The sequence below is a fragment of the Naasia aerilata genome (genome assembly GCF_030296595.1).
Taxonomy (GTDB): domain Bacteria; phylum Actinomycetota; class Actinomycetes; order Actinomycetales; family Microbacteriaceae; genus Naasia; species Naasia aerilata.
Genome location: NZ_AP027731.1, coordinates 3270429 through 3295588, shown reverse-complemented (window position 1 = coordinate 3295588; position 25160 = coordinate 3270429). Strand labels below are relative to the sequence as shown.

Genomic DNA, 25160 nt, shown 5'->3' with positions numbered 1-25160 from the left:
TCGACGGGTCCACGGTTACATGCCGGCCGAGCTGCGGGAACGTCAGCGCATGCCGCTCCGGGGATGAACTCACGACACTCTTCCGTGAGGGGGTGTCAAGGAGCGGCTCGTGCCCTCCGCCGTCGCTATCGTGTGGCCATGACGATGACCCCGGGGGCGCCCGCGCCCGCCGCCTCGCCCACTCCCGTCGCCCCGCTCTGGCAGCAGTCCCCGCACCGCGGCGCCGGAACGGGCACCGTCGTGGCCACCGCCATCGGGATCGCGCTGGGCGCTCTCCTGCTCCTCGTCGTGATCGGCTACTTCATCCTCGGCTTCGGAGTCGGCGGCGTGCTCATCGCGGCGGTGGCGGCGATGGTCCCGCTCCTCATCGTGCTCCTGACGATCCGGTGGATCGACCGGTGGGAGCCCGAGCCCCGGGCGGCGCTCTGGTTCGCCTTTCTCTGGGGAGCGGGCGTCTCGGTGGTCGTGGCGCTCCTCGTCGACTTCAGCGTCACCATCGCGGCGCAGGTGGCAGGCAGGCCGGCGGTCGGGGAGATGGCCGGCGCCGTCATCCAGGCTCCTCTCGTGGAGGAGGGCGCGAAGGGCTTCGGTGTCCTGCTGATCCTCTGGGTCGCTCGGCGCTACTTCGACGGACCGCTGGACGGGCTCGTCTACGCCGCGACGGTGGCAGGCGGATTCGCCTTCTCCGAGAACATCCTCTACTTCGGCCAGGCCCTTCTCGAGGGCGGCACCAGCGGTCTCGCCGTCACCTTCGTCGTGCGCGGCCTCTTCTCACCCTTCGCCCACGTCATGTTCACCTCGTGCACCGGGCTGGCGCTCGGGATCGCCTCCCGCCGGACCGGCGCTCTCGGCGCCTTCGGCTTCTACCTGCTGGGCCTGATCCCCGCCGCCCTGCTGCACGCTCTCTGGAACGGCGCGTTCTTCCTCTTCTCGGACATCCTCAGCTACTACGCGCTCGTCCAGGTCCCGCTGTTCCTCGGCGCCGTCGCCCTCGTCATCGCGCTGCGGGTGCACGAGCGCCGGCTGACGCGCGAGCGACTGGGGGAGTACGCCTCCGTGGGCTGGTTCACGCCAGGCGAGGTCGATCTGCTGTCCACCTGGAACGGCCGACGGCACGCGCTGTCCTGGGCTCGATCCCAGCCGCCCGTGCCTGGCGGCGGCAGCCGGGTGCAGGCCATGAAGCGCTTCGTGCGCGACTCGACGCGCCTTGCCCACACCCGTCAGCGGCTGCTCGTTGGCCGCTCGGCCATCGGTGCCGCGCCGGACGAGCAGACCCTGCTCGCCTCGATCAGCGAGGACCGGCGCGCCCTGCTCGCCTAGCGCTCACCAGGGCGGCGGCAGACGCAGCAGGAGCAGTGCGCCCGCCCCCGCGCAGGCGAGCGCGAGCAGCAGGAAGAAGCCGACCCAGAGCAGGCCGGGCAGCCCGGCGACGCGCGACAGCTGATCCGCGTCCGTCGTGCCTCGGCGCCCGCGCCCCAGCCGCCGTCGCGCCGACTGGAGCTCGAGAACGGTGCGCACCCCGCCCAGCAGCAGGAAGCCCGACACGGCTACCGCGCCGAAGCTCTGCCACTCGGCCGGACCCCACCAGGTGAGGGCGAAGACCGCGGTTCCCGCGACCAGGATCGACCACAGGCCGAACCAGTTCCGGATCTGCACGAGCACCAGCACGAGCAGTCCGAGGAGGGCCCAGAGGGCTCCCGCCGGGTGGCCGAGCCCGACGAGCGCGGCGGCGCCGAGCCCCACCGCCGCCGGCCCTGGATAGCCGGCGAGCAGCGTGAGCGCCATCCCGAGCCCGCTGGGCCGGCCGACGCTCACGGTCACGCCGGACGTGTCGGAGTGCAGGCGGATCCCGTTCAGGCGGCGTCCGGTGAGGAAGGCGGCGAAGCCGTGGCCCGCCTCGTGCACGATCGTCACGCCGTGCCGGCTCAGGCGCCACGCCGGCGTGAGCACGGCGGCCGCTGAGACGGCCAGGGCCAGCCAGACGAGGGGCGCGTCGAGGGCGGGCTGACTCGCGGTCACCCGTGACCAGAGGTCCGCGAGTTGCTCCACTCCGCCATTGTCGCTTGACTTGCCGTATGAGCAACGCAAGCGAGAAGCCCGAGATCGACGCCCCCGAGGGCCCCGCGCCCAGCACCCTCGAGGTGACCGACATCGTCGTGGGAGACGGCCCGGAGGCCGCCCCGGGCGCCACGGTGAACGTGCACTACCTGGGTGTCGAGTACGACACGGGCGACGAGTTCGACTCCTCCTGGAACCGGGGCCAGTCCATCAACTTCCCGCTCCGCAACCTCATCGCCGGGTGGCAGCAAGGCATCCCGGGCATGCGCGTCGGCGGCCGTCGCCAGCTCGTCGTGCCCCCGGCGCTCGCCTACGGGCCCGCAGGCGGCGGGCACCGCCTGAGCGGCAAGACGCTGATCTTCGTCATCGACCTGCTGGGCGTGTCGTAGGGGATCCTCCACCCCGCTGATTGAGGAGCTCGCGGAGCGACGTCTCGAAATCCACGCGTCGTGCGACGGAAGCTCCGCGGGGTTCCTGTCGAGGCTTGATACGAGGGTGTGGGGCTCGGGCTGGCAGGGCCCGTTTCGTTCCAGCGTGTTCCGCGTGCCTGTCGCGGGCGGTGTCGCGTGCCGAGCGCGGTGCGAGACGCCGCCGCGGTGCACCTCTCCCGTCGAGCGCGGTGCGAGACGCCGAGCGCGGGGTGTCTACGGGGCGCGCTCGTCGTTACGGGGCGCGGTCGGTGAGCGCGGTGCGAGACGCCCGCGCCATCCCCCTCTCGTCGAGCGCGGTGCGTGACGCCGCCGCGGTGCACCTCTCCCGCTGAGCGCGGTGCGAGTCGACGAGCGCGGGGTGTCTACGGGGGCGCGCTCGTCGTTACGGGCCGCGCTCGGTGAGCGCGGTGCGAGACGCCGGCGTGCATTCTCGCCCGTCGAGCGCGGTGTGAGACGCTGCCGCGGAGCCCCTCTCTCGCCGAGCGCGGTGCGAGTCGCCGAGCGCGGGGTGTTTACGGGGCGCGCTCGTCGTTACGGGCCGCGCTCGGTGAGCGCGGTGCGAGACGCCGGCGTGCATCCCCACTCGGTGAGCGCGCAGCGAGACGCCGCCGCCCAGCACCTCTCCCGCCGAGCGCGGTGCGAGACGACGAGCGCGGGGTGTTTACGGGGCGCGCTCGTCGTTACGGGGCGCGCTCGGTGAGCGCGGGGCGGGTACGGGGCGCGCTCAGCGGTGCCGGCAGCTCAAGACGCAGAAAGAGAACTCGTCGGGCCCGATGGCCGGGGCGCTGCCTCCGGCTCTTCCGACTCCCGACGAGTTCTCTTGTAGGACTTCAGAATGCGCCCCTCCGTGCCGAGCCGACAAGACGCGGGGACGCCCCAATCCGGGCACGTGGGGGCGTGCGGCACTCGTAGGCTGAAGGGATGACGGCGATCGACACCCTGACCCTCAATGACGGCCGCTCCATCCCCGCGGTGGGCCTCGGCACCTACGGCCTGCGCGGCGAGGAGGGCATCGCGTCGCTGCTCGCCGGCATCGAGGCGGGATACCGGCTGCTCGACACCGCCATGAACTACGGCAACGAGCGCGAGGTGGGCGAGGCCGTGCGGCGGTCAGGGGTGCCGCGCGAGGACTTCGTGATCACCAGCAAGCTCCCCGGCAGGCACCACGGCTACGAGGAGACGCTGGCCTCCTTCGAGGAGAGCCGGCAGACGATCGGCCTCGACTACCTCGACCTCTACCTCATCCACTGGCCCCTGCCCAAGGTCGACAAGTACGTGGAGTCGTTCCGCGCCTTCCTCAAGCTGCGGGAGGACGGCGTCCTGCGCTCAGCGGGTGTCTCCAACTTCACTGAGGCGCAGCTGCGCCGCGTCGTCGAGGAGACCGGGGTCGCTCCCGCCGTCAACCAGGTGGAGCTGCACCCCTACTTCCCCCAGGCCGCGCTCCGCGCCGTGCACGCCGAGCTGGGGGTGCAGACCGAGAGCTGGAGCCCGCTCGGCAAGGGGAGCGACCTCTTCCGCGCCGAGCCCGTCGTCCGGGCGGCGGAGGCGCACGGCGTCACGCCGTCCCAGGTGGTGGTGCGCTGGCACGTCCAGCTCGGGACGATCCCGATCCCGAAGTCCGGCAACCCGGACCGGCAGCGCGAGAACCTCGACGTCTTCGGCTTCTCGCTCGACGACGACGAGGTCGCCGCGATCTCCGGCCTCGAGAACGGCCGGCTGTGGGACGCCGATCCGGACACGCATGAGGAGTTCTGACCCGGTCTCGCGTCGCACCCGCGGCGCAGCCCCGCGCTGACCATGCCGTTCGCGCGTGAGGACGGCAAGCGGCTGGATCGCATCGCCCTGATCCAGCGGGCGCCGGGAACCTTCCAGCTGGCTCGGCCGTTCACGTTCCTGGAGAAGGGCCGGCCCGAGTCCGAGCGGATCGTCGTGCGCGCGCACGACCCGTCGCGCCCGGCGAAGGGCTCGAACGCGAGCGACCTCGCCTCGGTGCCGCCGTTCCTCTGGGGCCTGATCGCCAGCCACGGGCGCCAGACCGCTCCCGCCCTCCTGCACGACCAGCTCTGGTGGGAGGCGCTCAACCCCGATCCGGACGTCTGGATCGCGCAGCGGCGGGAGGCCGACCGGCTGTTCCGCGTCTCCCTGCGCGAGTCCGGCAGCACGCCCCTGCGCACCTCACTCCTGTGGGCCGCGGTGACCTTCGAGCGCTACTGGGGCCGCGCCGCTGGCAGACGGTGGCGATGGCCGCTCACGCGGTCCTCGCGGTCCTCGCGATCTGGGCCGGACTGCTCGGGATCCTCGGCTGGCTCGGCGTCCTGGTGATCCCGGTGGCCGCCGCATCCTCGCTCCTGTGGCGGAAGGACGTCGGACCGGCGATGGCGGTCCTCATCTGTGCGGGAGTCGTGTTCGGGCCGGTCGCGCTCGTCGCGCTGTTCGGCCAGTACCTGCTCGCGGCACTCGAGCTCGCTGGCTGGCTGCTCGGCGGGAGGAAGGGCCCCATGCCGAAGGCGGGACCCCTGGGCCGGACGCGCCGGTCGAAGGTGCGTGCCCGCCGCCGGACGCGTGCGGCCGTCGAGCGGCACGAGTCCGCCGAGCACTGACCGGGCGGCCGCACGTGCGTGCGCGGGCCCCGGACAGACTCGTCGCCCGGGGAGACGGCTGAGCCAGGTCTCGCATCCGGGCGACGAGCGAACCCCTTCAGGTTCCTCCGGTCAGGCGCCGACCGCAACCTCCGGCTGGCGGACGGTCTTCATCGCGCCGGCCCACGCCTCGAGCTGGTCGAACATGACCTGAGCCGAGGCCGCGTGCTGGGGCCCGGGCGCGAAGGTGCTGAAGTTCTCGAAGTCGGTGAAGAGCGAGAAGCTCAGCTGCTGGCGGACGTGCGCGAGCTGCAGCTCGGAGGAGATGCCGCGCAGGTGCTCGACGGCGCGCGCGCCGCCGACGGTGCCGTACGCGACGAACGCCGCCGCCTTGTTGTTCCACTCGGTGTACAGGTAGTCGATCGCGTTCTTGAGGACGCCCGACGTGCTGTGGTTGTACTCCGGGGTCACGAAGATGTAGCCGTCGTAGGCGGCGATCTTCTCCGACCAGGCGAGCGTGTGCTCCTTGGAGTACTGGGCCATCGACGGCGGGATCGCCTCGTCGAGGTGGGGCAGCGGGAAGTCGGCGAGGTCGACGAGCTCGTAGCTTGCGGCAGTGCGCGTCGACGCCTGCTCGAGAACCCACGAGGCCACAGGCTCGCCCTTCCGGCCGGGGCGGGTGCTGCCGAGGATGACGGCGATCTTGAGGTCGGACACGGTTCTCCTAGTCGTTGTTGGATGACGTGTCACCATTATGCGCCAGGTGGGTGACATGTCAACTTCACGGGTGTAACGTGTGGCGCATGAGCGAGGTGAGCGAGATCGGCGAGGCGGACTGGTCCGTCTGGCGCGCCTTCCAGGCCATGCGCCGCGAGCTCGACCGCGCCGTCGAGCAGCGGCTGCACGCCGACGCGGGCATCTCCGGTCCTGACTTCGAGATCCTGCTGTCGCTCTTCCGTGCCGCCGACAACCAGCTCCGGGCCCGCGACCTCGGCGAGCTCCTCGGCTGGGAGAAGAGCCGGGTGTCCCACCAGGTCACGCGCATGGTGGCGCGCGGGCTGCTCGAGCGCCGGGAGTGTCCGACGGACCTCCGGGGAACCTGGGTCGTCCTCCTGCCCGAGGGCCGGCGCGCCGTGCTCCGGGCCTCTCGCGGCAACGCGACCGAGCTGCGACGCCTGTTCTTCGACGTCCTCACGCCGGCGGAGAAGGCGACGCTGAATGAGCTCTCGGAGCGGATCGTCGACATCGCCAACCCGGCCTCCTGCGCGCGTGCCGACGAGATCCTGAATGGCGAGCAGGAACAGCAGACCGCCTCCTGAACCCCGGTAGACTCGATCCCCGGTTTTCGTGCGGACAGCGCGAACCGGAGCACTGCGCGCGGACGTGCGTGGACCACGAGGGCGGGGTGAGGGCGTGACCACCGATTCCAGCACCGCGCATGCGGGCATGGCGCGGGAGCTCGATCGCGAGCAGGCGTACCTCTCGCTCCTCTACGCCCGCCTCGACGCCGTGAAGGCGGAGGCGGCCCGCGAGCTGGACCGGGTGCGGCTCGCCCCGGTCGGCGGAACGCACCAGAACCGGTCCGAGCGCGACGCCATGGCGCGCATCTTCGAGGACCGGATCGCGCAGCTGCGAGAGGTCGACGACCGGCTCGCCTTCGGCCGACTGGAGACCGAGGAGGGGGACCTCCGCTACATCGGCCGTATCGGCCTCCGCGACGCGGACCTCCAGCCGCTGCTGCTCGACTGGCGCGTGCCGCAGGCGAGCGCGTTCTACCAGGCGACCGCCGCGCAGCCGCTCGGCATCCGGGCCCGGCGTCACCTCAGCACGGAGGGGCGCGCCGTCACGCGCATCGAGGACGAGGTGTTCGGCGCGACCGCCGACGACTCGGATCGCCCGCTGACGGGGGAGAGCGCGCTCATGGCGGCGCTGACCGCGCAGCGTACCGGTCGCATGCAGGACATCGTCGGCACCATCCAGGCCGAGCAGGACCGGATCATCCGGTCGGACCTCCGCGGAGTGCTCGTCGTCCAGGGCGGTCCGGGCACGGGCAAGACGGCCGTGGCGCTGCATCGCGCCGCGTACCTCCTCTACACCTTCCGCGAGCGGCTGTCCTCCTCCGGGCTGCTCGTCGTCGGCCCGTCGCGGAGCTTCCTGCAGTACATCGAGCAGGTGCTGCCCTCGCTCGGCGAGACGGGCGTCGTGCTCTCGAGCGTCGGCCAGCTCTACCCGGGGCACGACACCCAGGAGGAGGATCCGCCGGCCACCGCCGCGCTCAAGGGCTCGCTACGGATGGCCGAGCTGCTGAAGCGCGCGGTCCTCGCCCGGCAGGTCCCGCCCGCCGAGCCGCACACGATCGAGGTGAACGGCGAGCGGCTCGTCGTGGAGCCCGAGCTCATCGCCCGCGCGATCCGCCGCGCCCAGGACACCCGCAAGCCGCACAACGAGGCCCGCGTCACCTTCGTGTCGCACGCGCTCTCCGCTCTCACCGCGGCGCTCGCGTCGCAGCTCCGTGAGGACGGCGACACGCTCGAGGACGACGACCTCCGGATGCTGCGCGAGGACCTCCGCTCGAGCGAGGACGTCCGGGTGCTCCTCAACACGGCGTGGCTGCCGATGAGCCCCGAGAAGCTCCTCGGCGACCTGTACTCGCGCCCGTCCTGGCTCGCCTCGCTGACCCCCACCTGGCCCGAGAGCCGTCGCGGCCTGCTCGCACGCCGACGCGACGCGCCCTTCACGGTGTCGGACGTCCCGCTCCTCGACGAGGCCGCCGAGCTCCTCGGCGATGCGCCGAGCGCCTCCGGAGCGCAGGAGGCCGCAGCGCGGCGGCAGCGCCAGCTCGATCTGGAGAACGCCGAGAACGCGATCCGCAACATGGGCGTCGAAGGGATGGTGAGCGCCGAGGCGCTCGCCGACAACTTCGCCGCGTCGGGTCCTCGGCTGACGGCCGCCGAGCGCGCGGTGACCGACCGCACGTGGACGTACGGGCACGTGGTCGTCGACGAGGCCCAGGAGCTCTCGCCCATGCAGTGGCGTCTGCTGCGCCGGCGCGCCCCCTGCGCTCGTTCACCATCGTGGGCGACATCGCGCAGGCGAGCTCGATGTCCGCCGCGTCGAACTGGGCCGACGCGGTCAAGCCGCTGACCTCGGACTTCCGGCTCGAGGAGCTGACGGTCAACTACCGGACGCCGACGCAGATCGCCCTGCTCGCCGAGGCCGAGGCGCGCCGGCACGGCCTCGAGGTCACCCCGTCGCGGTCCGTCCGCGATTCCGAGTGGGAGCCGCGGCAGCTGTCCGTGCCGGCGGCGGAGATCGTCGCCGCCGTGGTGGACGCCGTGGCGCACGACCGTGGCATCGACTCGGCGGGCACGCTCGCCGTCATCGCGCCGGACGTCGCCATCGGGCAACTGCATGCGGCGCTCACTGCGGCGTTCGGCGACCAGGTGGTGGGCCGCGGCCTCGACACCCTCTCGCGGCAGATCACGGTGCTCGGCCCCCGCACCGCGAAGGGTCTCGAGTTCGACGCGGTCGTGGTCGCGGATCCCGAGGGCATCGTCCGCAACGAGCCCCGGGGTGCCGGATCGCTCTACGTCGCGCTGACGCGCGCCACCCAGCGCCTCACCGTCGTCACACCGGAGTAGCGACAGCGGTCGCCGCCCGCTCGGCGATTCATCGAACCCTCCCAGGTACCGCCCCGCGCGTCCCCGGGAGGCATGACAGAGGATGGAGAGATGTTCCGGCGCCATCCCCTCCTCAGCGTGGTGACGTTCGCCTACCTGGGCTTCGTCGGCTGGGTGACGCTCTCGCCCGCGCTGCCGTTCGGGGACGGGACCGACGGGTTCGTCTGGACCGTGCTGGACATCCTCGACCGCATCCCCGGGACGCGCTGGATCGACTACGCCGACGTGGAGTTCGCCGCGAACATCGCGATGTTCTTCCCGGTCGGCATGTTCTTCGTCCTGCTGCTCGGCCGCGGCAAGTGGTGGCTCGCGATGCTGCTGGGCTTCGGGCTCTCGGTCGCGATCGAGCTCGCCCAGCTGCTCTTCTTCACGACGCGGGTGGCCGACATCCGGGATGTGACGTCCAACAGCATCGGCGCGGTCCTCGGCGCGCTGGCCGTGCTGATCCTCACGGCGGCGAAGGCGCGCGAGCTGCGCCGTGCGGCGCGCGCCCGGCAGGTCGAGCAGCGGCACCCGGTCCTGCAGCGCTGACCCTCACCCGCTCCCCGAGGCGGCAGTCGTCGCTCCATCCCGGCGTCTGAAAGAGCACCACGTGCCACCTCGCGGGGTGGGCTGGCCTATCGTGGACGGGTGACGAGCGCATCGGCGGCGGACCTGGTGCGCAGCCTCACCACCACCACTCCGGACTTCCCGACGCCGGGCATCCTCTTCCGGGACCTCTCAGGGGTGTTTGCCGACGGAGCCGCATTCCGGACCGTCGTCGCCGCCATGGCGGAGCCGTTCGCCGGCCGCTTCGACGCGGTCGCCGGCGCCGAGGCGCGCGGGTTCCTCTTCGCCGCCGCCCTCGCCCATTCGGCGGGGACGGGGGTCCTCCCTCTGCGCAAGCCCGGCAAGCTGCCGCCGCCCGTGCTGACGGAGGAGTACGACCTCGAATACGGCTCGGCGGAGCTCCAGCTGCGCACGAGTGTCGCCAGCGGCCTCCGGGTCCTCCTGGTCGATGACGTGCTCGCGACGGGCGGCACCCTCGCCGCCGCCCGGCGCCTGCTCGAGAAGGCAGGCAACGTCGTCGTCGGCGCGACCGTCGTCATCGAGCTCTCCGGCCTCGGCGGCCGCGCGGCGGTCGAGGGCCTCGAGGTCGCCGCCCTGGTCGCCGAAGGCTGAGCCGCCCGTCAGCCCGGCCGCGCCCGCCCGCCCGCCGCACCCAGGGGCGTCCCGGGTGTCCGGCTCAGTCCTCGGGATGCTCGGGGTCGAGCGGGGCGTGGTGGTCGAGTCCGGCGACCCCCTCGCGCCAGTAGCCGTCGACCTTCGCCCGGTCCTTGCCGAGGCCCAGCTCGCGCAGCCGCCGGCGGACCGGGATGAGGGCGGTCGCCTCTCCCGCCGCCCACACGTACGCGGTGTCCAGGTCCGGACCGCCGAGCGCGACCAGCGCATCCTCCGCGCTCCTGCCGATCCGCGTCACCGCGACGCGGTCTCCGGTCGGGAGCGGGTAGTCGAGCACGTCGTCGGAGTCGCTCTGCACGAACGCGAAGACCTCGGCCTCGAAGCGGACCGCCTCGATCCAGCGGGCGAGCGCCGGCAGCGACGACTCGTCGGCGAGGAGCACGAACTTCGCGACGCCCTGCGGCGCGAGCCGGGATCCCCGGGGCCCCGCCACCACGAGCGCATCCCCGGGCGCGGCGCTGCGAGCGAAGCGCGTGGCCGGACCCGAGTCGCCGTGCACCACGAAGTCGATGTCGAGCTCGCCGCGATCCCTCGAGTGGCGGGCGGGCGTGTAGTCGCGCGTGATGCGCTCCCCGGCGGGCGAGGGGAAGACGAGCTTGACGTGGTCCTCGGGCCCCACCGCGCGGAACCCGGCCAGCTCGTCGCCGCCGAGCGTCACCCGAGTGATGGTGGAGGTCAGCCGCTCCGTGCGGACCACCCGCAGCGTGCGGGCGACCGGCTCATGCCGGATGGACTCTCGGACGATGGGCGCGGTATCCGTCATGCCCTCATTCTGCGCGCTCCGCCTCAACCCCGGACGCAGCTGCCCGGCGAGACGGGATCGCTGAGCACGGGCGCCTGCGCGAGCACGGGGAGAGCTCCTCCATGGTCATGGCATAGCCGACATTGGCCGTGTCGGCGCTCTTCGCGAAGACGAGCCCGGCCACCTGCCCCACGGTCGTGAGGAGAGGGCCGCCCGAGTTGCCCTGCTGCACGTTGGCGGCAAGCGTGTAGACGTTCCGCGGCGTCTCGCTGTCGCCGTAGATGTCCGCCACGTCGAACGTCTCCACGCTCATCACCTGGGCGCCCTCGGAGGTGAAGGGACCGCCGAGCGGGTAGCCGTCGACCACGGCGGGGCTGGTCGGGGGAAGCGTTGCGCTGAGGGGGAGCGGCGGCGTGCCGAGGCCGTCGACGGCGAGGACGGCGAGGTCGTCGACCGGGTCGAAGTAGACGACACGGGCGGCGGCGGTGCCGTCCTGCGGCGTCTCCACGACGGGCTCGTCGACGCCGGAGACGACGTGCGCGTTGGTGAGGATCCGGCCGGGCGCCACGACGAAGCCGCTGCCCGTCTGGCTCTGCCCGCAGGCGTAGGCGTTGCCGCTGATCCGGACGACGGAGCGGGACGCCTTCTGCAGGGCGTCTCCGCCGGTGTCCACGTCGGGCACAGGAGGCGGGGTCCGCGGACCGCCCAGCGCCTCGGTGATGCGCGGGATGCCGTCGTCGATCACGAGCGAGCGCAGCTGCGCCATCGCGCCCTTGACCGGACCCGGTGTGAGGGCGCCGATCGTCCGCAGCACCGCCGAGTCGGCGATCGGGGCGGTGAGGAAGGGGACGCCGAGCGAGCCGACGCCCGAGGCGACCATCGACGTGACGAGCGCCGCGACGACCACCGTGACGATGCTGCCGAGCAGACGGTCGACGAGCCGCAGCGGCCCGTGCACGAGGACGCGCGAGGCGACCGCGCCGAGGAGAGCGCCGAGGCTGTTGCCGACGGCGATCAGGCCGAGCACCAGCAGGATCGACGCGACCACGCGCCAGGCCGGGTCGGGGACGATGGAGGTCAGCACCGGCAGCAGCAGGAAGCCGGCGATGCCGCCCACGATGACGCCGACAATGGGGAAGATGCTCCGCAGCAGCCCCGCCCGGTACCCGTACAGCAGGTACCCGACAAGGAGCAGGGTCAGGAGGATGTCGAGGATCAGCGTGATCGACATTCCCCTCCTTCTCCCGCTCGGCCCGTCCGTGCTGAGGCCTTCGCCGTCTCGGGCCTTCCTGCTCGGGCCGCTCGGCGCAGACTCTCAGCGTGACGCATCCCGACCCCGGGAACGCCGAGAATCGCGGCGCGAGGCGGTTCGCGTCCTCAGCGGAGCCGGGTGCCGCGGGAGCCGGCGCCCCGAGGGACGCCCGCCACACGTGACAGCATGGACGCATGGGACACCTCGTCGAACTCGAGACCACCGGCGGCACCATCGACGTGTACCGGGCGGACCCGGATGGTGAGCCCAAGGGCGGCGTCGTCGTGATCTCCGAGGTGTGGGGGCTGGTCGCGCACATCAAGGACGTGGCCGATCGGTTCGCGGCCGCAGGCTATCTGGCGGTCGCGCCGGACATCCTCAGCAATGCCGGCGTCTCGCCCGAGGTGGGGCAGGAGCTGCAGTCCCTGATCCTCGGAGCGGACGACTGGGCACGCGCGACGGCGCAGCCGCGCATGCGGGAGGCGCTCAGCGTCGCCCATGCCCCGGAGTACGCGGAGTGGGCGATCGACGTGCTCACGCAGATCGTCGACTACCTCGCAGCACAGGGCGGTGTTGGGGAGCGGATCTCCGCTGTCGGGTTCTGCTTCGGCGGAAGCTACGCCTATGCGGTCGCGGCCAACGACACGCGGGTTCGTGCCGTGATTCCGTTCTACGGCTCCGCGCCTCCGTACGCGACGCTCGGCGACATCCAGGGCCGGGTCCTCCCCTTCTACGGCGAGAAGGACGAGCGCATCACCGGGACGCTGCCGGAGCTGCGTGCGGCGATGGCCGAGGCGGGGGTCGACTTCACGCCTGTCGTGTACCCCGGCGTCGGCCACGCGTTCTTCAACGACACCAATCCGGTGACGTTCGACGCCGACACCGCGGACGACGCCTGGCGCCGCACCCTGGACTTCCTCGCCTAGGAGGCGGGGCGGAAGCGGCGGTCAGGCGCTCGGCTCGGCGCGCGAACCGGGACGAGGCGCGTCGCCCTCCACCGTCCGCTCGAGGATGTCGGTCGCGGCATCGAGGGTGTCCATCGCCTCGTCGTCAAGGCCGGCCAGCAGCACGCCCAGGCGGCGGGCCCGGTGTGCGCGAGCACGCAGGACCGCCTCGACGCCCGCGGGCGTGGCACTGAGCAGCGCTGCCCGCCCGTCGTCGGGGTCGGCGGTGCGCTCGACGAGGCCCGTCGCCTCGAGGCCGCCCATCAGGCGGGTCATGCTGGGCGGGGTCACCGACTCGATCCGAGCCAGGTCGCCGGAGCGGAGCGGCCCCAGGCGCACGATGCTGGAGAGCGCCGACAGCTGGGACTGGGTCAGGTCGCCGGTCGTGGGGCGGATGAGGCGGTTGAGTCGCCCGAGCACGAGGGCGAGCCGGGCGGCGACCTCGTCGCGCTGAGGTCCTGTCGCGTCGGGCTCGCTCACCTCTGCTCCTGCCGTCCGCCCGAGGAATTCTCGGGATCACGGGGAAGTCTTGCACGGACGGGGTGGCGCGACCCGATCCTTCGGCGCTGGGGGAGGGAACCGACAGGAGGATCCCGGCCGGAGGCCTCTCCCGCCGGAGCACGTGCGGTGCTTTGATGTGCCCGACCTTGGAGGCCCTGTGCGCCGTACCGTCTTCGTCCTGCTGCCGCTCGCCGTCGCCGCGCTCGCGGGATGCTCCTCGCCGTCGCCGGCCCCTGGCGCCGTGGTCAGCGAAGGGCCGCTCGACGACTCTCCCGCCTCGGCGGCGCCCAGCGAGGCGCCCGCCGCGGCCCCCGCCCCTCTCGACGCGTGTGCGCTCCTGCCGCAGCAGGAGGCCGAGGCGCTCGCCGGCACCCCGCTCGACCCGGCCGTTCCCGGGAACCCGAGCGAGCCCTCCTGCTCCTACACGGGTCCCGTCGAGGGGCCCACGGCGCAGGTCGAGATCTACGCAAGCGCGGGGGCCAAGAAGTTCTACGAGGTCGACGTGGACCTGCAGCACACCTTCACCGACGTCCCGGGCATCGGTGACGAGGCTCACGAGGAGGAGAACGCCATCTTCTTCCGCAAGGGCACCACGTGGGTGGCGATCCGGCTCGTGCTCCTCAACGACCCGCTCGAGAACGTGCCGCGCATCGAGGAGGCCGCGCGCGCCGTCGCCGGGCGGCTCTGACAGCGTCGGCCGCCTGCCGCCGTCTCAGGGCTGGGGTGCCAGCGAGTCGTAGGAGCGGAACGAGCGCGACCGTGCCACGAGCAGCGCGACGAGGACGAGGATGAGCACCCCGCCCGCGACCGGGGGCAGCCAGAGCAGGCCCAGCGACGCGGTGAGCCCTACGTAGAGGTCGCCGATCCGCGGGCCGCCGGTGACCACGACGATGAAGACGCCCTGCAGCCGTCCGCGGTACACGTCCGGGACGGCGGCCTGCAGCATCGTCGACCGGTAGACGGCGCTCACATTGTCCGCGGCACCCGCGGCGGCGAGCAGGAGGCCGGCGAGCACGAGCGGAAGGGTCGACGCCGGCTCTCCGTGCGATCCCACGTTGCCGCCCAGCAGCATCGAGAAGGCGACCACGAGCCCGAAGCCGAGGATCGCCGCTCCGTAGGCCTCCACGGCGAAGCCGATCGCCCGGCCGTGGGCGCGCACTTCCCCGAGCCGGCCGGAGAAGAGCCCGGAGAGAAGGGCGCCCGCTGCGAAGGACGCGGTCAGCAGCCCCACGGTCACAGGGCCGCCGCCGAGGACGAGCGCCGCCAGCGCAGGGAAGAGCACGCGAGGCTGGCCGAAGACCATCGCGACGATGTCAACGAGGAAGTTCATGCGGATGTTCGGAGCGCGCGTCAGGAAGCGGAGACCATCCGTCACTGAGCGCAGCCCCGGACGGCTCGCGCTCGGGTCCGGAGCCAGGGCGGGCAGCGTGACGATGCCGGTGAACGCCGCGACGAAGAGCACGACGTCGAGGGAGTAGGTCCACGCGTAGCCGACCGCCGCGACGAGGACTCCCGCGATCGCCGGCCCGACCGTGATGGCGATCCCGCTGCTGATGCCGCCCAGCGCGGAGGCGGCGGGCAGCAGCTCGCGGGGGAGGAGTCGGGGCGTGATCGCGGCCGAGGTCGCCGAGAGCACGGTGCTCGCCGCCGCTGTGATGGCCGTCAGCACGTAGAGGGTGCCCACCTGTTCCGCACCTAGCCAGGCCAGCACCGCGATCGTCCCGGTGCTCGCCCAGGCGACGCTCGCCGCCAGGATCGCGAGCCGCCGCCGGTCGAGTGCGTCGGCGAGCGCGCCGCCGTACAGTCCCGCGAGGACTGTGGGTCCCAGCGCGATCACGCCGACCAGCGCGACGGCGAGGGTCGACCGCGTCAGCTCGTAGATGTGCAGGCCGACGGCCACGATCGTCAGCTGGCCGCCGATGCCGCCGATCGCCTGGCCGGACCACATCCGGGCGTAGGCCGGGTTCGCGCGCAGCGGCGACACGTCGAGGAGGTGGCTGCGCGGCACCTGTCCATCCTGTCGGACCGAGGAGCGGTCATCGCCCGACTGGGGCCCCGCGGCAGTGCGGGGTTCAGCGCCTGGTATGCTCGTACGTCGCCGTCGAACGGCCGCGGATCAAGAGAGCTCGCACATCGGGTGACGAGCACCGCGCAACGAAGAGGAAGGGGATCGAATCTATGGCACTGGAAGCAGACGTCAAGAAGGCGATCATCGAAGAGTACGCAACCCACCCCGGTGACACCGGATCCCCTGAGGTCCAGGTCGCGATCCTCACCAAGCGGATCAAGGACCTGACCGAGCACCTCAAGGAGCACAAGCACGACCACCACTCGCGTCGTGGTCTGCTGCTCCTCGTGGGCCAGCGTCGCCGGCTCCTGGGCTACCTGCAGGACATCGACATCAGCCGCTACCGGTCGCTGATCGAGCGTCTGGGTCTCCGCCGCTAGCTTTCGCTGAGGCGAGCCGCAGGCTCTTCGCGGACACCGCGAGCTTCTTCCAGACGGGCCGTCCACCTTCGGGTGGGCGGCCCGTTCTGCGTCTCCGTGCAGAGGCGGCCGACCGCATCACTTCGGACCATCCGCATCGGTCTCCGGTTGCGGTTAGTCCGAAGTGATGCGGGAAGCCGGCGACCGCGCTCAGCGGGGCGTGCCCGGCGGGGTGACGAGCGCCCACCAGGCGATGGACGCCGACACGGCCCGCACCCGGAAGGTCGAGTCGTCCTCCCAGCGGGCGACGTCATAGGCGAACGAGGTGATCTGCTCGGAGGAGACGAAGGCGGCCGTCTTCGCCTCCCGCCACGCCGCGCCGCAGCCGCTCGTCGTCGCGGCCACCTCGCTCGCCGCTGCGCCGATCGCCGGAGCGGGGTCTCCGGTGGCCAGCACCGGCTCGGGGTCCCCGAGATGGGCGATGACGGCATCGGTGCAGCGGAGCAGCGCTGCTCGCGCCCGGCCCGAGCGCTGCTCGAGCGCCGCGTTGAGGAGGCCCTCCTCCTGGTCTCCGAGGGAGCCCGCGATCTCGTCGTGGGCGAGCTGCGCGACCGTCAGGAGCGGATCGATCCGGAGCTCCAGGGTGCCGGGGGAGCGGGGAACGATCACCGACACGCCCGCGGGCAGCACCGGCACGGGGGAGTCGACGTAGCGGAGGAACGACGCCGTGAGGGACGAGGAGCCGAGCCGCTGCATCGGGATGTCCTTCGGAGCGCGCACGACCCAGACAGCGTCGGTGCCGTTGGACAGGAAGGTGCGCGTGCCGTGGGTGTCCGTGCAGACGAGGAATGCCGCGAGCGACCGGTCGTAGAGGCTTCCGCTCGGCGTGGGCGTCAGCCGGTGCGGGAACGCGGACGGGCAGCCCTCGTCGGCGGGTGCTCCTGCAGGCGGCGACGGCATCCGGCCGACCAGTGCGCCCAGGAGCCCGGTCACGAGCAGCGCGGCGGAGAGGAATCCGCGGCGCCGCATCATCGGGACGCCGCCACGTCTGCGCTCGCCGAGATGCCTCGGTAGGTGTCGCCCGCGGAGACGACGTAGGCGGCGAACCGCCGGTCGTCTCCCCAGTCCAGCACGTCGTCGGCGAACGGGGTGCCGTCGGCCGGGGCGTCCCCCACTCGACCTTCGCCTGCAGCCAGTCGAGCGCGCACGCCGACGACGGAGCAGCGGCGACGCGGCCGGTGGCGTGGACGAGGGAGGCCACCGGGTCGCCCCAGAGCGCACGTTGCGGCTCGCCCACCTCGCCGAGGATCGCGTGCAGGCAGCTGCCGAGCGCCCGGCGGGTGCTGCTGGGGGACGTCGCGAGCGCGGTCCTGCGCAGCTCGCTGGTCGTGTCCATGGAGGAGAGGAGCTGGTAGTAGACGAGCTGGGCGACGGTCAGCCGGGCGTCCACCCGGAGCCGCGTGGTCGCGGAGGGCGCGAGCGAGATCACCGCGGCGCCGCTCGGGACGGCGGTGGCCACGCGGCTCACGAGGCCGAGATCCTCGGGCCCGACAAGATCGAGGAACGACTCGTCGACCTCGGTGGTGAACAGCCGGTGGTGCGGACGTGGGGTCGGGGTGTCGATCACCCAGACCGCCCGGGTCCCGTTGAGGGTCAGCGTGGCCGTCCCGGCCCGATTGGAGCACACCAGCAGCTGCTGCAGCCGCTCCTCGGTCTGCGACTCGGGGAAGAGCCGGACCGGGAAGGCCTCCGTGCACCTGCTGTCCTGCCGGGTGGTCGCCGGCTCCTGGCGCGGGACGGTGACGGCCGCCAGCGCGGCGGCGACGGCGAGCGCCGCAACGGCGACCACCGCCGCCGAGCGGCCGGAGCGAGGGGGATGGGAGGAGGCGCCCCGCCGCAGCCTCACCGGGCCGCCTCGGCGTCGGCCCCGGCCGAGACGCCGCGGTAGGTGTCGCCGGCGGAGTCCGCGTAGCGCGCGAAGAGGAGTCGCGGCTCCAGCCGAACGCGTCGTAGGCGAACGGCGTGATGTCCACGCTCGGGACGCCGGCGTCGATCTGCGCCTGCAGCCAGTTCAGCACGCAGTCGGAGGACGGCGCCGATGCGGCCCGTCCGGCGGCACCCGCGAGATCGTTCGCGGGGTCGCGGGAGCGGAGGGCCAGCTGAGGGTCGTCGACCTGCGCGAGCACGGCCGCGAGGCAGGTGCTCAGGGCGCGCCGTGCGCTGCTGCCCTCGGGGCTGACGGCGGCCCTGCCCAGGCTCTCCGTCGATCCCAGCGCCGCGACCAGCTGGTCGTGCGCAAGCTGCGCGAGGGTGAGGCCGGCGTCGACGCGGATCCTCGTGGCCGTGGGCGGGCCCAGCGAGACCACCGTGGCCCCGCTCGGGATAGCTCGGCTGTGCGGGCCGATGAGGTCGAGGAACGACTCGTTGGCGTCCGAGGTGTGCAGCCGATAGAGCGGACCGGACGCGGGCTCCGTGACGAGCCACACGGCGCGGGTCCGGTTGAGGAACATGGTGGCCGTTCCGGCCCGGTTGGAGCAGACGACCATCTGGCGCAGCCGCGCCTCCGTGTGCTCCGCGGGGAACAGCTTGACGGGGAAGGGAGCGTTGCACTGGCTGTCCTGCGCGACCGATGCCGGTCCCCGGTGGGGCACGACCGTGACGCTCAGCAGGGCCGCCACGGCGAGCCCGACGGCGGCGACCAGGACGCCGACGCGCCCCACGATCCTCCGCACGTCGCACTCCTTCGCGCTCCCGAGGACTCCAGCGTGACGCCGAAGCGGCGATTAGCCAAGCGGCGGAGGTCCGGAGATCCGCCGCCCGGCCATCGGATCACGCCGCGCGGAGGTCGCCGGTGTGCGGTGCGCCGACGCGGGAGCCGGCGGGGAGGTGGGTGTCGTGCGGGATGCGGGCGGCGGCGCCGATCGTGCTGCCGGCTCCTACGCGGGAGTGGCTGCCTATCTTGGCGCCCGGGCCGATGACCGAGCCGGCGCCCACGCGGACGTTCGCGCCGAGCACAGCGCCCCGGCCCACGATGGCGTCCCGCTCGATCCAGCTGCCCTCGCCGATGCGCACGTCGCGGTCGACCCGGGAGTCGGCCTCGATGTAGGCGGTGGAAGCGACGTAGGCGGACGGGTCGGCCTTGGCTGTCATGGCGACGAGGCCGCGGCCGTTGATGTGACGGCGGTACTTGAGGACGACTCCGCCGTCCTCGAACTCTTCGAATTGCTTTCCCATATCACAAGGAACAACACCGACCGGACGCGAGGGATTCCCGGCGGGGCGCAGGGGTGGTAGAACCGGCGCATGGCTGAAACCCCTGATCTCACCGCCTGGCTGGAGGGCTACCTGCGTGCCTGGACGAGCAACGACGAGGCCGACGTCCGCGCCCTCTTCACGGAGAGCGCCGAGTACCGCTACGAGCCGTGGGAGAAGCCGATCGTGGGCGCCGACGCGATCGTGAAGAGCTGGATCGAGCGCCAGGACGGTCCGGAGGAGTGGACGTTCGAGTGGACCGCCGTCGCTCGCGAAGGGGCGACCGCGGTGGTGGAAGGGCGCACGGTGTACCTGGACGGGCGCACCTACCGGAACCTGTGGGTGATCGTGCTCGAGGAGGACGGCCGCGCCTCCTCGTTCACCGAGTGGTACATGAAGGAGCCGGCGGAGATCCCCTCGGTGAGCTGAGCGCGCCCGTGGGCGCCGAGCGCGGCCCATACCGACGAGCGCGCCCTGTCTACGCCCCGCGTTCGTCGTCACGCGCCGCGCTCGGCGCACGCACCGCCCAGGAACACCCGGTGCACCCGGGGGTAGGGTCGGACCATGGCTGAGAACACCTACCAGGCGACCCTCGACGGCGGGGACTCGACCGAGACGGTCGAGCTCGAGCTGATCCAGGGCGAGCCGCAGCGGACGATCACCCGGTCGGTGGAGATCGACGGGGAGACCGTCGAGGAGCTGTGGGAGCTCGACCTCAGCTCCCCGGAGTACACGTACCGCCGCGAGGGCTACGAAGGCCGGGACTACTCCTAGCGCCGCTCGGGCGCAGCGCCCACCGGGAGGCCGCGACTACTCCTAGCGCCGCTCGGGTGCAGCGCGTCCGCACTCGGTCGCATCCCGACCCCTAGGCGGCTGCGTCCGGGCCTTCCGCGGCGTGGAAGTCCGCCGCCGCCTCAGCGGGGGCGCTCGGCTCTCCCTCGACCGCCCTGCCCACGACGTCGAGCAGCTCGCGCGTGCCGAAGATGCGGAAGTGCCCGGACGCCTTCAGCAGGATGTTCGTCGCGCCCTCGAGCCGGCTGCCGCCGGGGATGTGCGGGTCGAACGTTCCCCAGATCGAGGTGATGCGCGCGTTCACCTCGAGGTGCTCGCGCATCATCTGGAGCGTCGTGTCCATGGGGGAGAAGTCGCGGATGGAGCGCATCAGGAAGTACCGGGCGTAGATGGATCCGGAGAACGGGCTCGAGATCGCGACCATCCGGTCGATGCGGCCCTCCGGATCCTTGCGCAGCATCGCGTACTTGCCGATGAGTCCGCCCTTGCTGTGGGCGACGACGAGCACGTTCCGGAGGTCCTGCTCCTCCAGGTAGGCGGCGACGAGGTCCGCGCTCGCCGCGATGGTCGCCGTGTTCCAGCCGAGCTTCGTCACCACGTAGACCGGATGCCCCTTTGCGCGCATCAGGTTCGCGACCGGGCGCATGAACTGCCAGGTCTCGTAGATCCCGGGCAGCAGCAGCACCGCGGCCGGTGGCGCCGGGGGAGCGGTAGGTCGACGGGTCGACCCGGAAGAGGAACCCCTGCACCTGCCAGTAGGCGACGTAGAGGTAGTCGAGGAACCAGAACCAGCCGTTCGCGATCAGGCGGAGCATCAGCGGGCCGCCGCGTCGGTCGCCGCGAGGCCGGCGAGCTCCAGGATCGGAGCGAGCACCGCCTCCGGAGCCGAGTACATGACGACATGCCCTTTGCGCGGGATCTCGACGAACCGGGCCAGCGGGATGAGCCGCCGCATCTGCAGGTTCCAGTCGTGACGCGAGATGGGGTCGCGGCCGCCGCGGATGACGAGGGTCTCGGCCGTCAGCCGCCGCAGCGCATCCTCGGTGTGGTAGCCGAGCATCGCCGGCAGGGTCGCCGCGTACCAGCGCACCCCGGTGCGCACGTAGTCGCGCAGCACGACCCAGTTCGACGTCGGCGTCTCGAAGAACATGCAGTCCTGCAGCAGGCGGAGACCCTGGTGCAGGGCGGAGCGCTCCCGAGGATTCACGACGGCTCCGATCAGCACGACCCGGCGGAAGAGGTTCGGGTGCTGCAGGGCGGCCTCGGTCACCACCTGCGTGCCCATCGACTGGCCCACGAGGATCGGGTCGACGAGCCCCTGCTGGATCACGTACGCGGACACCACGCCGGCGTAGTCCTCGATCGACATCGGCTCGGCGGGCTTGGGCGCGCCGCCGTGGCCGGGGAGCTCCACCGCGTGCACGGCCCCGTGCGGGGCGAGGGCGCGCGCCAGTCTGCGGTAGTAGGCGGATGCGACCCCGATGCCGTGCACGAGCACGAAGTGCGGGCCTTCGTCCGCGCCGAGACGCTTGACCAGCATCGTCCGGCCCGCGTGCTTGAATGCCGAGACGGTCCGCCAGCGCATGGGGTCGAGCCTACGGCCGCCTCCCTGTGCTTCCCGCCGGGGGCGAGCAGGGCCGCGACGTTCGGGGGGACGACATGACGATTCGGGTGCGCATCGGCACGCCACTGCGCGAGATGGAGGCTCCGGCACCGCCGCTGCCCACGCTCCGGGGACGCCCAGCGGGCTTCGCGCCTCTGGTGGAGTCCGTCGCCGTGGAAGCCGCGGCCCGGCCGCGCCGTGCGGTGGAGCGGATCCTCGGCATCGCCCCGATCAGGCCCGCCGTGCAGGCCCTCTACGAGCGGGCCCTCCTCGAGGAGGAGACCGCGACGCTGCTGAGGCGCCTGCCCGCCGACTGGACCGTGCTCCACTCGGTGCCGACCGGACCCGCTGTCATCCCGCATCTCCTGGTGGGACCGGCCGGCGTCTTCGCGGTCTTCCCGCAGGACGAGCGGGATGCCTCGGTGTGGATCTCGGCCGACCTGCTCTCCGTCGACGGGGTCGGCTCGCAGGCAATGGCGATGGCGGACGAGGCGGTCGGCGAGGTCGAGGAGCGCCTCGTCGAGCACCTCCGGCCGGGTGTCGAGATCGTTCCGGTCGTCGTGTTCTCAGCGCCCAAGCGCGTCCTGGTGCGCACGCCGCCCGACCGCGTGCACGTGCTCGCGGCCGCGGACCTCCTGCCCTGGCTGCGCTCGCTGCCGGAGGTGTGCTCCGCCCTCATCGTCGACCGCCTCGCCGACGCCGCCGAGCTCCCCGCCACCTGGGGGACCGCGGCGGACGCGGGCGAAGGTGTCCGGCACCGGCAGCGCCGCGAGAGCATCGAGGGCGCCGTGGCGGACGCGGACCGCCGGTGGCGCCGGGCGGCCAAGACGGTGGCAGGTGCGGGTGTGGTCGTGACCGCCGCGTCGATCGCGGCGCTCGCCGCACTCGTGCGCAGCCTCGGCGGCTGACCCGCCCGCTACCCTGGCCGCATGGCATGGTGGCGCCGATCCGAGCCCAGCGACTTCCCGAAGGGGGACGAGGGGTCGGGCTCGCTCGACTCGTTCCGGTTCGATCTGACGCCCAAGAACTCGCGGGTGCGGATCCGGCTCGCGGGCAGCGATCCGCACCAGGACCTGCTCCGCACGCTCGTGGGCGAGGACGTGTCCACCGCGGGCGGTCAGCGCACGCTCGAGGAGGAGCGCACCGACGCACCCGTGCAGATCCGCCTGTTCGTGGACCGGCGGATCGTGGGCCCGGTCGGCACCGTTCCCCGGGGGCTGGAAGGTCCGGTCCTCGACGCCCTGTCCCGCCTCGAGCGTGCAGGGAAGCCGCAGCGCATCCCCGTGGAGATCGTCGAGACGAAGCAGGGCCTCCGCGTGGAGCTGCTGCTCGGACAGGTCGGCTGAGCCGGGAATAGCGGAGCACCCTCGCCGGTTACAGGCTCCAGTCGATGCAAACGCATTGACCAAGCAGAGAGGGATGCCATGCAGTTCGGGATCTTCACCGTCGGGGACGTCACGCCGGATCCGACGACGGGACGCACGCCGACCGAGGGGAGCGCATTCAGGCGATCCTCACGATCGCGCAGAAGGCCGAGGAGGTCGGCCTCGATGTCTTCGCACTCGGCGAGCACCACAACCCGCCCTTCATCCCCTCCTCGCCCACCACGATGCTCGGCTACCTGGCCGCCAAGACGTCGAAGCTGATCCTCTCGACCAGCACGACGCTCATCACCACGAACGACCCGGTCAAGATCGCCGAGGACTACGCGATGCTGCAGCACGTGTCCGACGGTCGGATGGACCTCATCCTCGGCCGCGGCAACACAGGCCCGGTCTACCCGTGGTTCGGCCAGGACATCCGGCAGGGCATCCCGCTCGCGATCGAGCACTACGCGCTCCTGCACAAGCTGTGGCGCGAGGAGGTCGTCAACTGGAGCGGGAAGTTCCGCACCCCGCTGCAGGGCTTCACCGCGACGCCTCGCCCGCTCGACGACGTTCCTCCGTTCGTCTGGCACGGCTCGATCCGCTCGCCGGAGATCGCCGAGCAGGCCGCCTTCTACGGCGACGGCTTCTTCGCGAACAACATCTTCTGGCCGAAGGAGCACTACATGCAGCTCATCGGCTTCTACCGCCAGCGCTTCGAGCACTACGGGCACGGCACCGCCGAGCAGGCGATCGTCGGCCTCGGCGGCCAGGCGTTCATGCGCAAGAACTCGCAGGACGCCGTCGACGAGTTCCGCCCCTACTTCGACCAGGCACCCGTGTACGGCAACGGCCCGTCACTGGAGGACTTCACCGAGCAGACGCCGCTCACCGTGGGGAGCCCCCAGCAGGTCATCGACCGGTACGCGGCCATGCGGGACCACTTCGGCGACTACCAGCGCCAGCTCTTCCTCATGGATCACGCCGGCCTGCCCTTGAAGACCGTCCTCGAGCAGCTCGACCTGCTCGGCGAGGAGGTCGTCCCGGTGCTCCGCAAGGAGCTCGAGAAGAACCGCCCCGCGTCGGTGCCCGACGCGCCCACCCACGAGTCCCTGGTCGCCAAGCGCGACGCCGAGCGCGCCGCCCAGCTCGCGCCCGCCGCCGTCTGAGAGGAGCAGCCATGACCACGCGCACGATCGCCGTCGTCTCCGGCGGCCTCAGCAAGCCCTCGTCGACTCGGATGCTCGCCGACCGCCTGGCGGAGGCGACGGCGAGCCGGCTCCGGGAGACCGGGGACGACGTGACGGTCGAGGTGGTGGAGCTGCGCGAGCTCGCGCAGGACATCACGAACAACCTCCTCACCGGATTCCCGAGCGGCCGCCTGGCCGCCGCCATCGACAAGGTCACCTCGGCGGACGGCCTCATCGCCGTCACGCCGATCTTCAGCACGAGCTACAGCGGACTGTTCAAGTCGTTCTTCGACGTGCTCGAGCCGGGCTCCATCGCGGAACAGCCCGTGCTGCTGGCGGCGACCGGCGGCACCTCCCGCCACTCCCTCGCCATCGACTACGCCATGCGCCCGCTCTTCGCGTACCTGCACGCCGCGGTGACGGCCACCGGGGTCTTCGCGGCGACGGACGACTGGGGCGAGGTGGATGACGCGGTGAAGCCCCTGCCGGAGCGCATCGACCGTGCCGCCGCCGAGTTCGCGGAGGGGATCCGCCGCTCCACCCGATCGTCCACTCTGCGCGACCCGTTCGCGCTCCCGTCGGGGTTCGATCCCACCGGGGTCGGCGGCGTGCAGTAGCAGCGCGGCCGCGGAAGGGCGCCGGGATCCTCCCGGCGCCCTTTCGCATCCCTGTCGGTGGTGCGGGGCAGGATCATTCAGTCGCGCGGGAATCGCCGCGCCGGAAGGGCATTCCATGGACTTCGCTTCGATCCGCATCATCACCGACGACGTCGACCGGCTCGCCGGGTTCTACGAGGCGGTTACGGGCATCCCGGCCGTCCGTCCCGCGCCCGTCTTCGCCGAGTTCCGGACGGGCGGCGCCGCTCTGGCCATCGGCAGCACGGCCACCGTGGCGATGCTGGGCGACCACGCGCCCCGGCCCGGTGCGAACGACTCCGTCCTGATCGAGTTCCTCGTCGACGACGTCGACGCCGAGTTCGAGCGTCTGCGGCCGGTGCTCTCTGACGTCGTGCTGCCGCCGACCACCATGCCGTGGGGCAACCGGTCGGTCCTGTTCCGCGATCCGGACGGCAACGTCGTGAACCTGTTCTCGCGGCCTTCCCGCTGACCCCGACGGACCCGGCG

28 protein-coding genes and 2 pseudogenes are annotated in these 25160 nt (G+C 72.2%); 19 read left to right on the top strand and 11 right to left on the bottom strand.

Annotation, left to right across the window (positions count from 1 at the left end):
• The first annotated feature begins 138 nt into the window (after window positions 1-138).
• Window positions 139-1320, top strand: a complete 1182-nt coding sequence (locus QUE51_RS17080) for a PrsW family intramembrane metalloprotease (RefSeq protein ID WP_286277522.1) — start codon at window positions 139-141, stop codon at window positions 1318-1320.
• A gap of 3 nt (window positions 1321-1323) precedes the next feature.
• Here the strand turns inward: QUE51_RS17080 and QUE51_RS17075 are convergent, their stop codons facing one another.
• Window positions 1324-2049 carry a M50 family metallopeptidase gene (locus QUE51_RS17075; protein WP_286277520.1) on the bottom strand — a complete coding sequence of 242 codons (726 nt, stop codon included), beginning with the start codon at window positions 2047-2049 and terminating at the stop codon, window positions 1324-1326.
• 26 nt (window positions 2050-2075) lie between these two features.
• Here QUE51_RS17075 and QUE51_RS17070 point away from each other — a divergent pair, with 26 nt between their 5' ends.
• From QUE51_RS17070 to QUE51_RS17055, 4 genes are all read left to right on the top strand, one after another.
• Window positions 2076-2447, top strand: coding sequence for an FKBP-type peptidyl-prolyl cis-trans isomerase (locus QUE51_RS17070; protein WP_286277519.1), 372 nt, complete (start codon window positions 2076-2078; stop codon window positions 2445-2447).
• Window positions 2448-3410: 963 nt separating this feature from the next.
• Window positions 3411-4244, top strand: a complete 834-nt coding sequence (locus tag QUE51_RS17065; protein WP_286277518.1) for an aldo/keto reductase — start codon at window positions 3411-3413, stop codon at window positions 4242-4244.
• Between the two features lie 42 nt (window positions 4245-4286).
• Window positions 4287-4811 carry a DUF1353 domain-containing protein gene (locus QUE51_RS17060; RefSeq protein WP_286277517.1) on the top strand — a complete coding sequence of 175 codons (525 nt, stop codon included), beginning with the start codon at window positions 4287-4289 and terminating at the stop codon, window positions 4809-4811.
• Window positions 4730-5089, top strand: coding sequence for a hypothetical protein (locus QUE51_RS17055; protein WP_286277516.1), 360 nt, complete (start codon window positions 4730-4732; stop codon window positions 5087-5089). The genes QUE51_RS17060 and QUE51_RS17055 overlap by 82 nt, the downstream gene beginning before the upstream one ends.
• A 111-nt stretch (window positions 5090-5200) precedes the next feature.
• Here QUE51_RS17055 and QUE51_RS17050 read toward each other — a convergent pair whose 3' ends face one another.
• Complete coding sequence (locus QUE51_RS17050) at window positions 5201-5785, bottom strand: NADPH-dependent FMN reductase (RefSeq protein ID WP_286277515.1); 585 nt, start codon at window positions 5783-5785, stop codon at window positions 5201-5203.
• Between the two features lie 86 nt (window positions 5786-5871).
• Between QUE51_RS17050 and QUE51_RS17045 the strand changes: the two genes are divergently transcribed.
• The 4 genes and pseudogenes from QUE51_RS17045 to QUE51_RS17030 all read left to right on the top strand — a co-directional run bounded on the left by QUE51_RS17045 (window position 5872) and on the right by QUE51_RS17030 (window position 9909).
• Window positions 5872-6387 (top strand): MarR family winged helix-turn-helix transcriptional regulator, encoded by a 516-nt coding sequence (locus QUE51_RS17045; protein ID WP_286277513.1) that lies wholly within the window; start codon window positions 5872-5874, stop codon window positions 6385-6387.
• 127 nt (window positions 6388-6514) lie between these two features.
• Window positions 6515-8709 (top strand): annotated as a pseudogene (locus QUE51_RS17040) (HelD family protein).
• 90 nt (window positions 8710-8799) lie between these two features.
• Window positions 8800-9279 carry a VanZ family protein gene (locus QUE51_RS17035; protein ID WP_286277512.1) on the top strand — a complete coding sequence of 160 codons (480 nt, stop codon included), beginning with the start codon at window positions 8800-8802 and terminating at the stop codon, window positions 9277-9279.
• A 99-nt stretch (window positions 9280-9378) separates the two neighbouring features.
• Window positions 9379-9909, top strand: a complete 531-nt coding sequence (locus QUE51_RS17030) for an adenine phosphoribosyltransferase (protein ID WP_286277511.1) — start codon at window positions 9379-9381, stop codon at window positions 9907-9909.
• Between the two features lie 64 nt (window positions 9910-9973).
• On the opposite strand, the gene QUE51_RS17025 is transcribed toward QUE51_RS17030, so the two are convergent.
• Window positions 9974-10732, bottom strand: a complete 759-nt coding sequence (locus QUE51_RS17025; protein ID WP_286277510.1) for a siderophore-interacting protein — start codon at window positions 10730-10732, stop codon at window positions 9974-9976.
• A gap of 4 nt (window positions 10733-10736) precedes the next feature.
• Window positions 10737-11942 carry a MarP family serine protease gene (locus QUE51_RS17020; RefSeq protein WP_286277509.1) on the bottom strand — a complete coding sequence of 402 codons (1206 nt, stop codon included), beginning with the start codon at window positions 11940-11942 and terminating at the stop codon, window positions 10737-10739.
• Window positions 11943-12157: 215 nt separating this feature from the next.
• On the opposite strand from QUE51_RS17020, the gene QUE51_RS17015 reads away from it, so the two are divergent.
• A complete protein-coding gene (locus tag QUE51_RS17015) occupies window positions 12158-12889 on the top strand; it encodes a dienelactone hydrolase family protein (protein WP_286277508.1) in 732 nt (243 codons plus the stop codon).
• A 21-nt stretch (window positions 12890-12910) separates the two neighbouring features.
• Here the strand turns inward: QUE51_RS17015 and QUE51_RS17010 are convergent, their stop codons facing one another.
• Window positions 12911-13387 (bottom strand): MarR family winged helix-turn-helix transcriptional regulator, encoded by a 477-nt coding sequence (locus QUE51_RS17010; RefSeq protein ID WP_286277507.1) that lies wholly within the window; start codon window positions 13385-13387, stop codon window positions 12911-12913.
• Between the two features lie 178 nt (window positions 13388-13565).
• Between QUE51_RS17010 and QUE51_RS17005 the strand changes: the two genes are divergently transcribed.
• A complete protein-coding gene (locus QUE51_RS17005; RefSeq protein WP_286277506.1) occupies window positions 13566-14096 on the top strand; it encodes a DUF3558 family protein in 531 nt (176 codons plus the stop codon).
• A gap of 24 nt (window positions 14097-14120) precedes the next feature.
• Here the strand turns inward: QUE51_RS17005 and QUE51_RS17000 are convergent, their stop codons facing one another.
• The gene (locus tag QUE51_RS17000; RefSeq protein WP_286277505.1) at window positions 14121-15416 is read right to left on the bottom strand and encodes an MFS transporter; all 1296 of its coding nucleotides are present in this window, start codon (window positions 15414-15416) and stop codon (window positions 14121-14123) included.
• A gap of 170 nt (window positions 15417-15586) precedes the next feature.
• Between QUE51_RS17000 and rpsO the strand changes: the two genes are divergently transcribed.
• Entirely contained in the window at window positions 15587-15856 is a 270-nt protein-coding gene (gene rpsO / locus QUE51_RS16995) for a 30S ribosomal protein S15 (RefSeq protein WP_286277504.1), read from the top strand.
• A 189-nt stretch (window positions 15857-16045) separates the two neighbouring features.
• On the opposite strand, the gene QUE51_RS16990 is transcribed toward rpsO, so the two are convergent.
• From QUE51_RS16990 to QUE51_RS16980, 3 genes are all read right to left on the bottom strand, one after another.
• A complete protein-coding gene (locus QUE51_RS16990) occupies window positions 16046-16867 on the bottom strand; it encodes a hypothetical protein (RefSeq protein ID WP_286277503.1) in 822 nt (273 codons plus the stop codon).
• Window positions 16864-18567 carry a hypothetical protein gene (locus tag QUE51_RS16985; RefSeq protein ID WP_286277502.1) on the bottom strand — a complete coding sequence of 568 codons (1704 nt, stop codon included), beginning with the start codon at window positions 18565-18567 and terminating at the stop codon, window positions 16864-16866. Before QUE51_RS16985 ends, QUE51_RS16990 begins: the two co-directional genes overlap by 4 nt.
• 97 nt (window positions 18568-18664) lie before the next feature.
• A complete protein-coding gene (locus QUE51_RS16980) occupies window positions 18665-19069 on the bottom strand; it encodes a hypothetical protein (protein ID WP_286277501.1) in 405 nt (134 codons plus the stop codon).
• A 69-nt stretch (window positions 19070-19138) separates the two neighbouring features.
• Here QUE51_RS16980 and QUE51_RS16975 point away from each other — a divergent pair, with 69 nt between their 5' ends.
• On the top strand, window positions 19139-19516 hold the full coding sequence (locus QUE51_RS16975) for a nuclear transport factor 2 family protein (RefSeq protein ID WP_286277500.1): 378 nt from the start codon (window positions 19139-19141) through the stop codon (window positions 19514-19516).
• Between the two features lie 135 nt (window positions 19517-19651).
• Complete coding sequence (locus tag QUE51_RS16970; protein ID WP_286277499.1) at window positions 19652-19861, top strand: hypothetical protein; 210 nt, start codon at window positions 19652-19654, stop codon at window positions 19859-19861.
• 91 nt (window positions 19862-19952) lie between these two features.
• Here QUE51_RS16970 and QUE51_RS16965 read toward each other — a convergent pair whose 3' ends face one another.
• Complete coding sequence (locus QUE51_RS16965; protein ID WP_286277498.1) at window positions 19953-20564, bottom strand: esterase/lipase family protein; 612 nt, start codon at window positions 20562-20564, stop codon at window positions 19953-19955.
• Between the two features lie 129 nt (window positions 20565-20693).
• Window positions 20694-21464 (bottom strand): alpha/beta fold hydrolase, encoded by a 771-nt coding sequence (locus tag QUE51_RS16960; protein ID WP_286277497.1) that lies wholly within the window; start codon window positions 21462-21464, stop codon window positions 20694-20696.
• Between the two features lie 74 nt (window positions 21465-21538).
• Here QUE51_RS16960 and QUE51_RS16955 point away from each other — a divergent pair, with 74 nt between their 5' ends.
• The 5 genes and pseudogenes from QUE51_RS16955 to QUE51_RS16935 all read left to right on the top strand — a co-directional run bounded on the left by QUE51_RS16955 (window position 21539) and on the right by QUE51_RS16935 (window position 25143).
• Window positions 21539-22390 (top strand): hypothetical protein, encoded by an 852-nt coding sequence (locus tag QUE51_RS16955; protein WP_286277496.1) that lies wholly within the window; start codon window positions 21539-21541, stop codon window positions 22388-22390.
• Window positions 22391-22411: 21 nt separating this feature from the next.
• Entirely contained in the window at window positions 22412-22828 is a 417-nt protein-coding gene (locus QUE51_RS16950) for a hypothetical protein (protein WP_286277495.1), read from the top strand.
• A gap of 78 nt (window positions 22829-22906) precedes the next feature.
• Window positions 22907-24015, top strand: a pseudogene (locus QUE51_RS16945) (LLM class flavin-dependent oxidoreductase).
• 11 nt (window positions 24016-24026) lie between these two features.
• On the top strand, window positions 24027-24653 hold the full coding sequence (locus tag QUE51_RS16940; protein ID WP_286277494.1) for an FMN reductase: 627 nt from the start codon (window positions 24027-24029) through the stop codon (window positions 24651-24653).
• A gap of 115 nt (window positions 24654-24768) precedes the next feature.
• The gene (locus QUE51_RS16935) at window positions 24769-25143 is read left to right on the top strand and encodes a VOC family protein (RefSeq protein ID WP_286277493.1); all 375 of its coding nucleotides are present in this window, start codon (window positions 24769-24771) and stop codon (window positions 25141-25143) included.
• The last annotated feature ends 17 nt before the right edge of the window (window positions 25144-25160 follow it).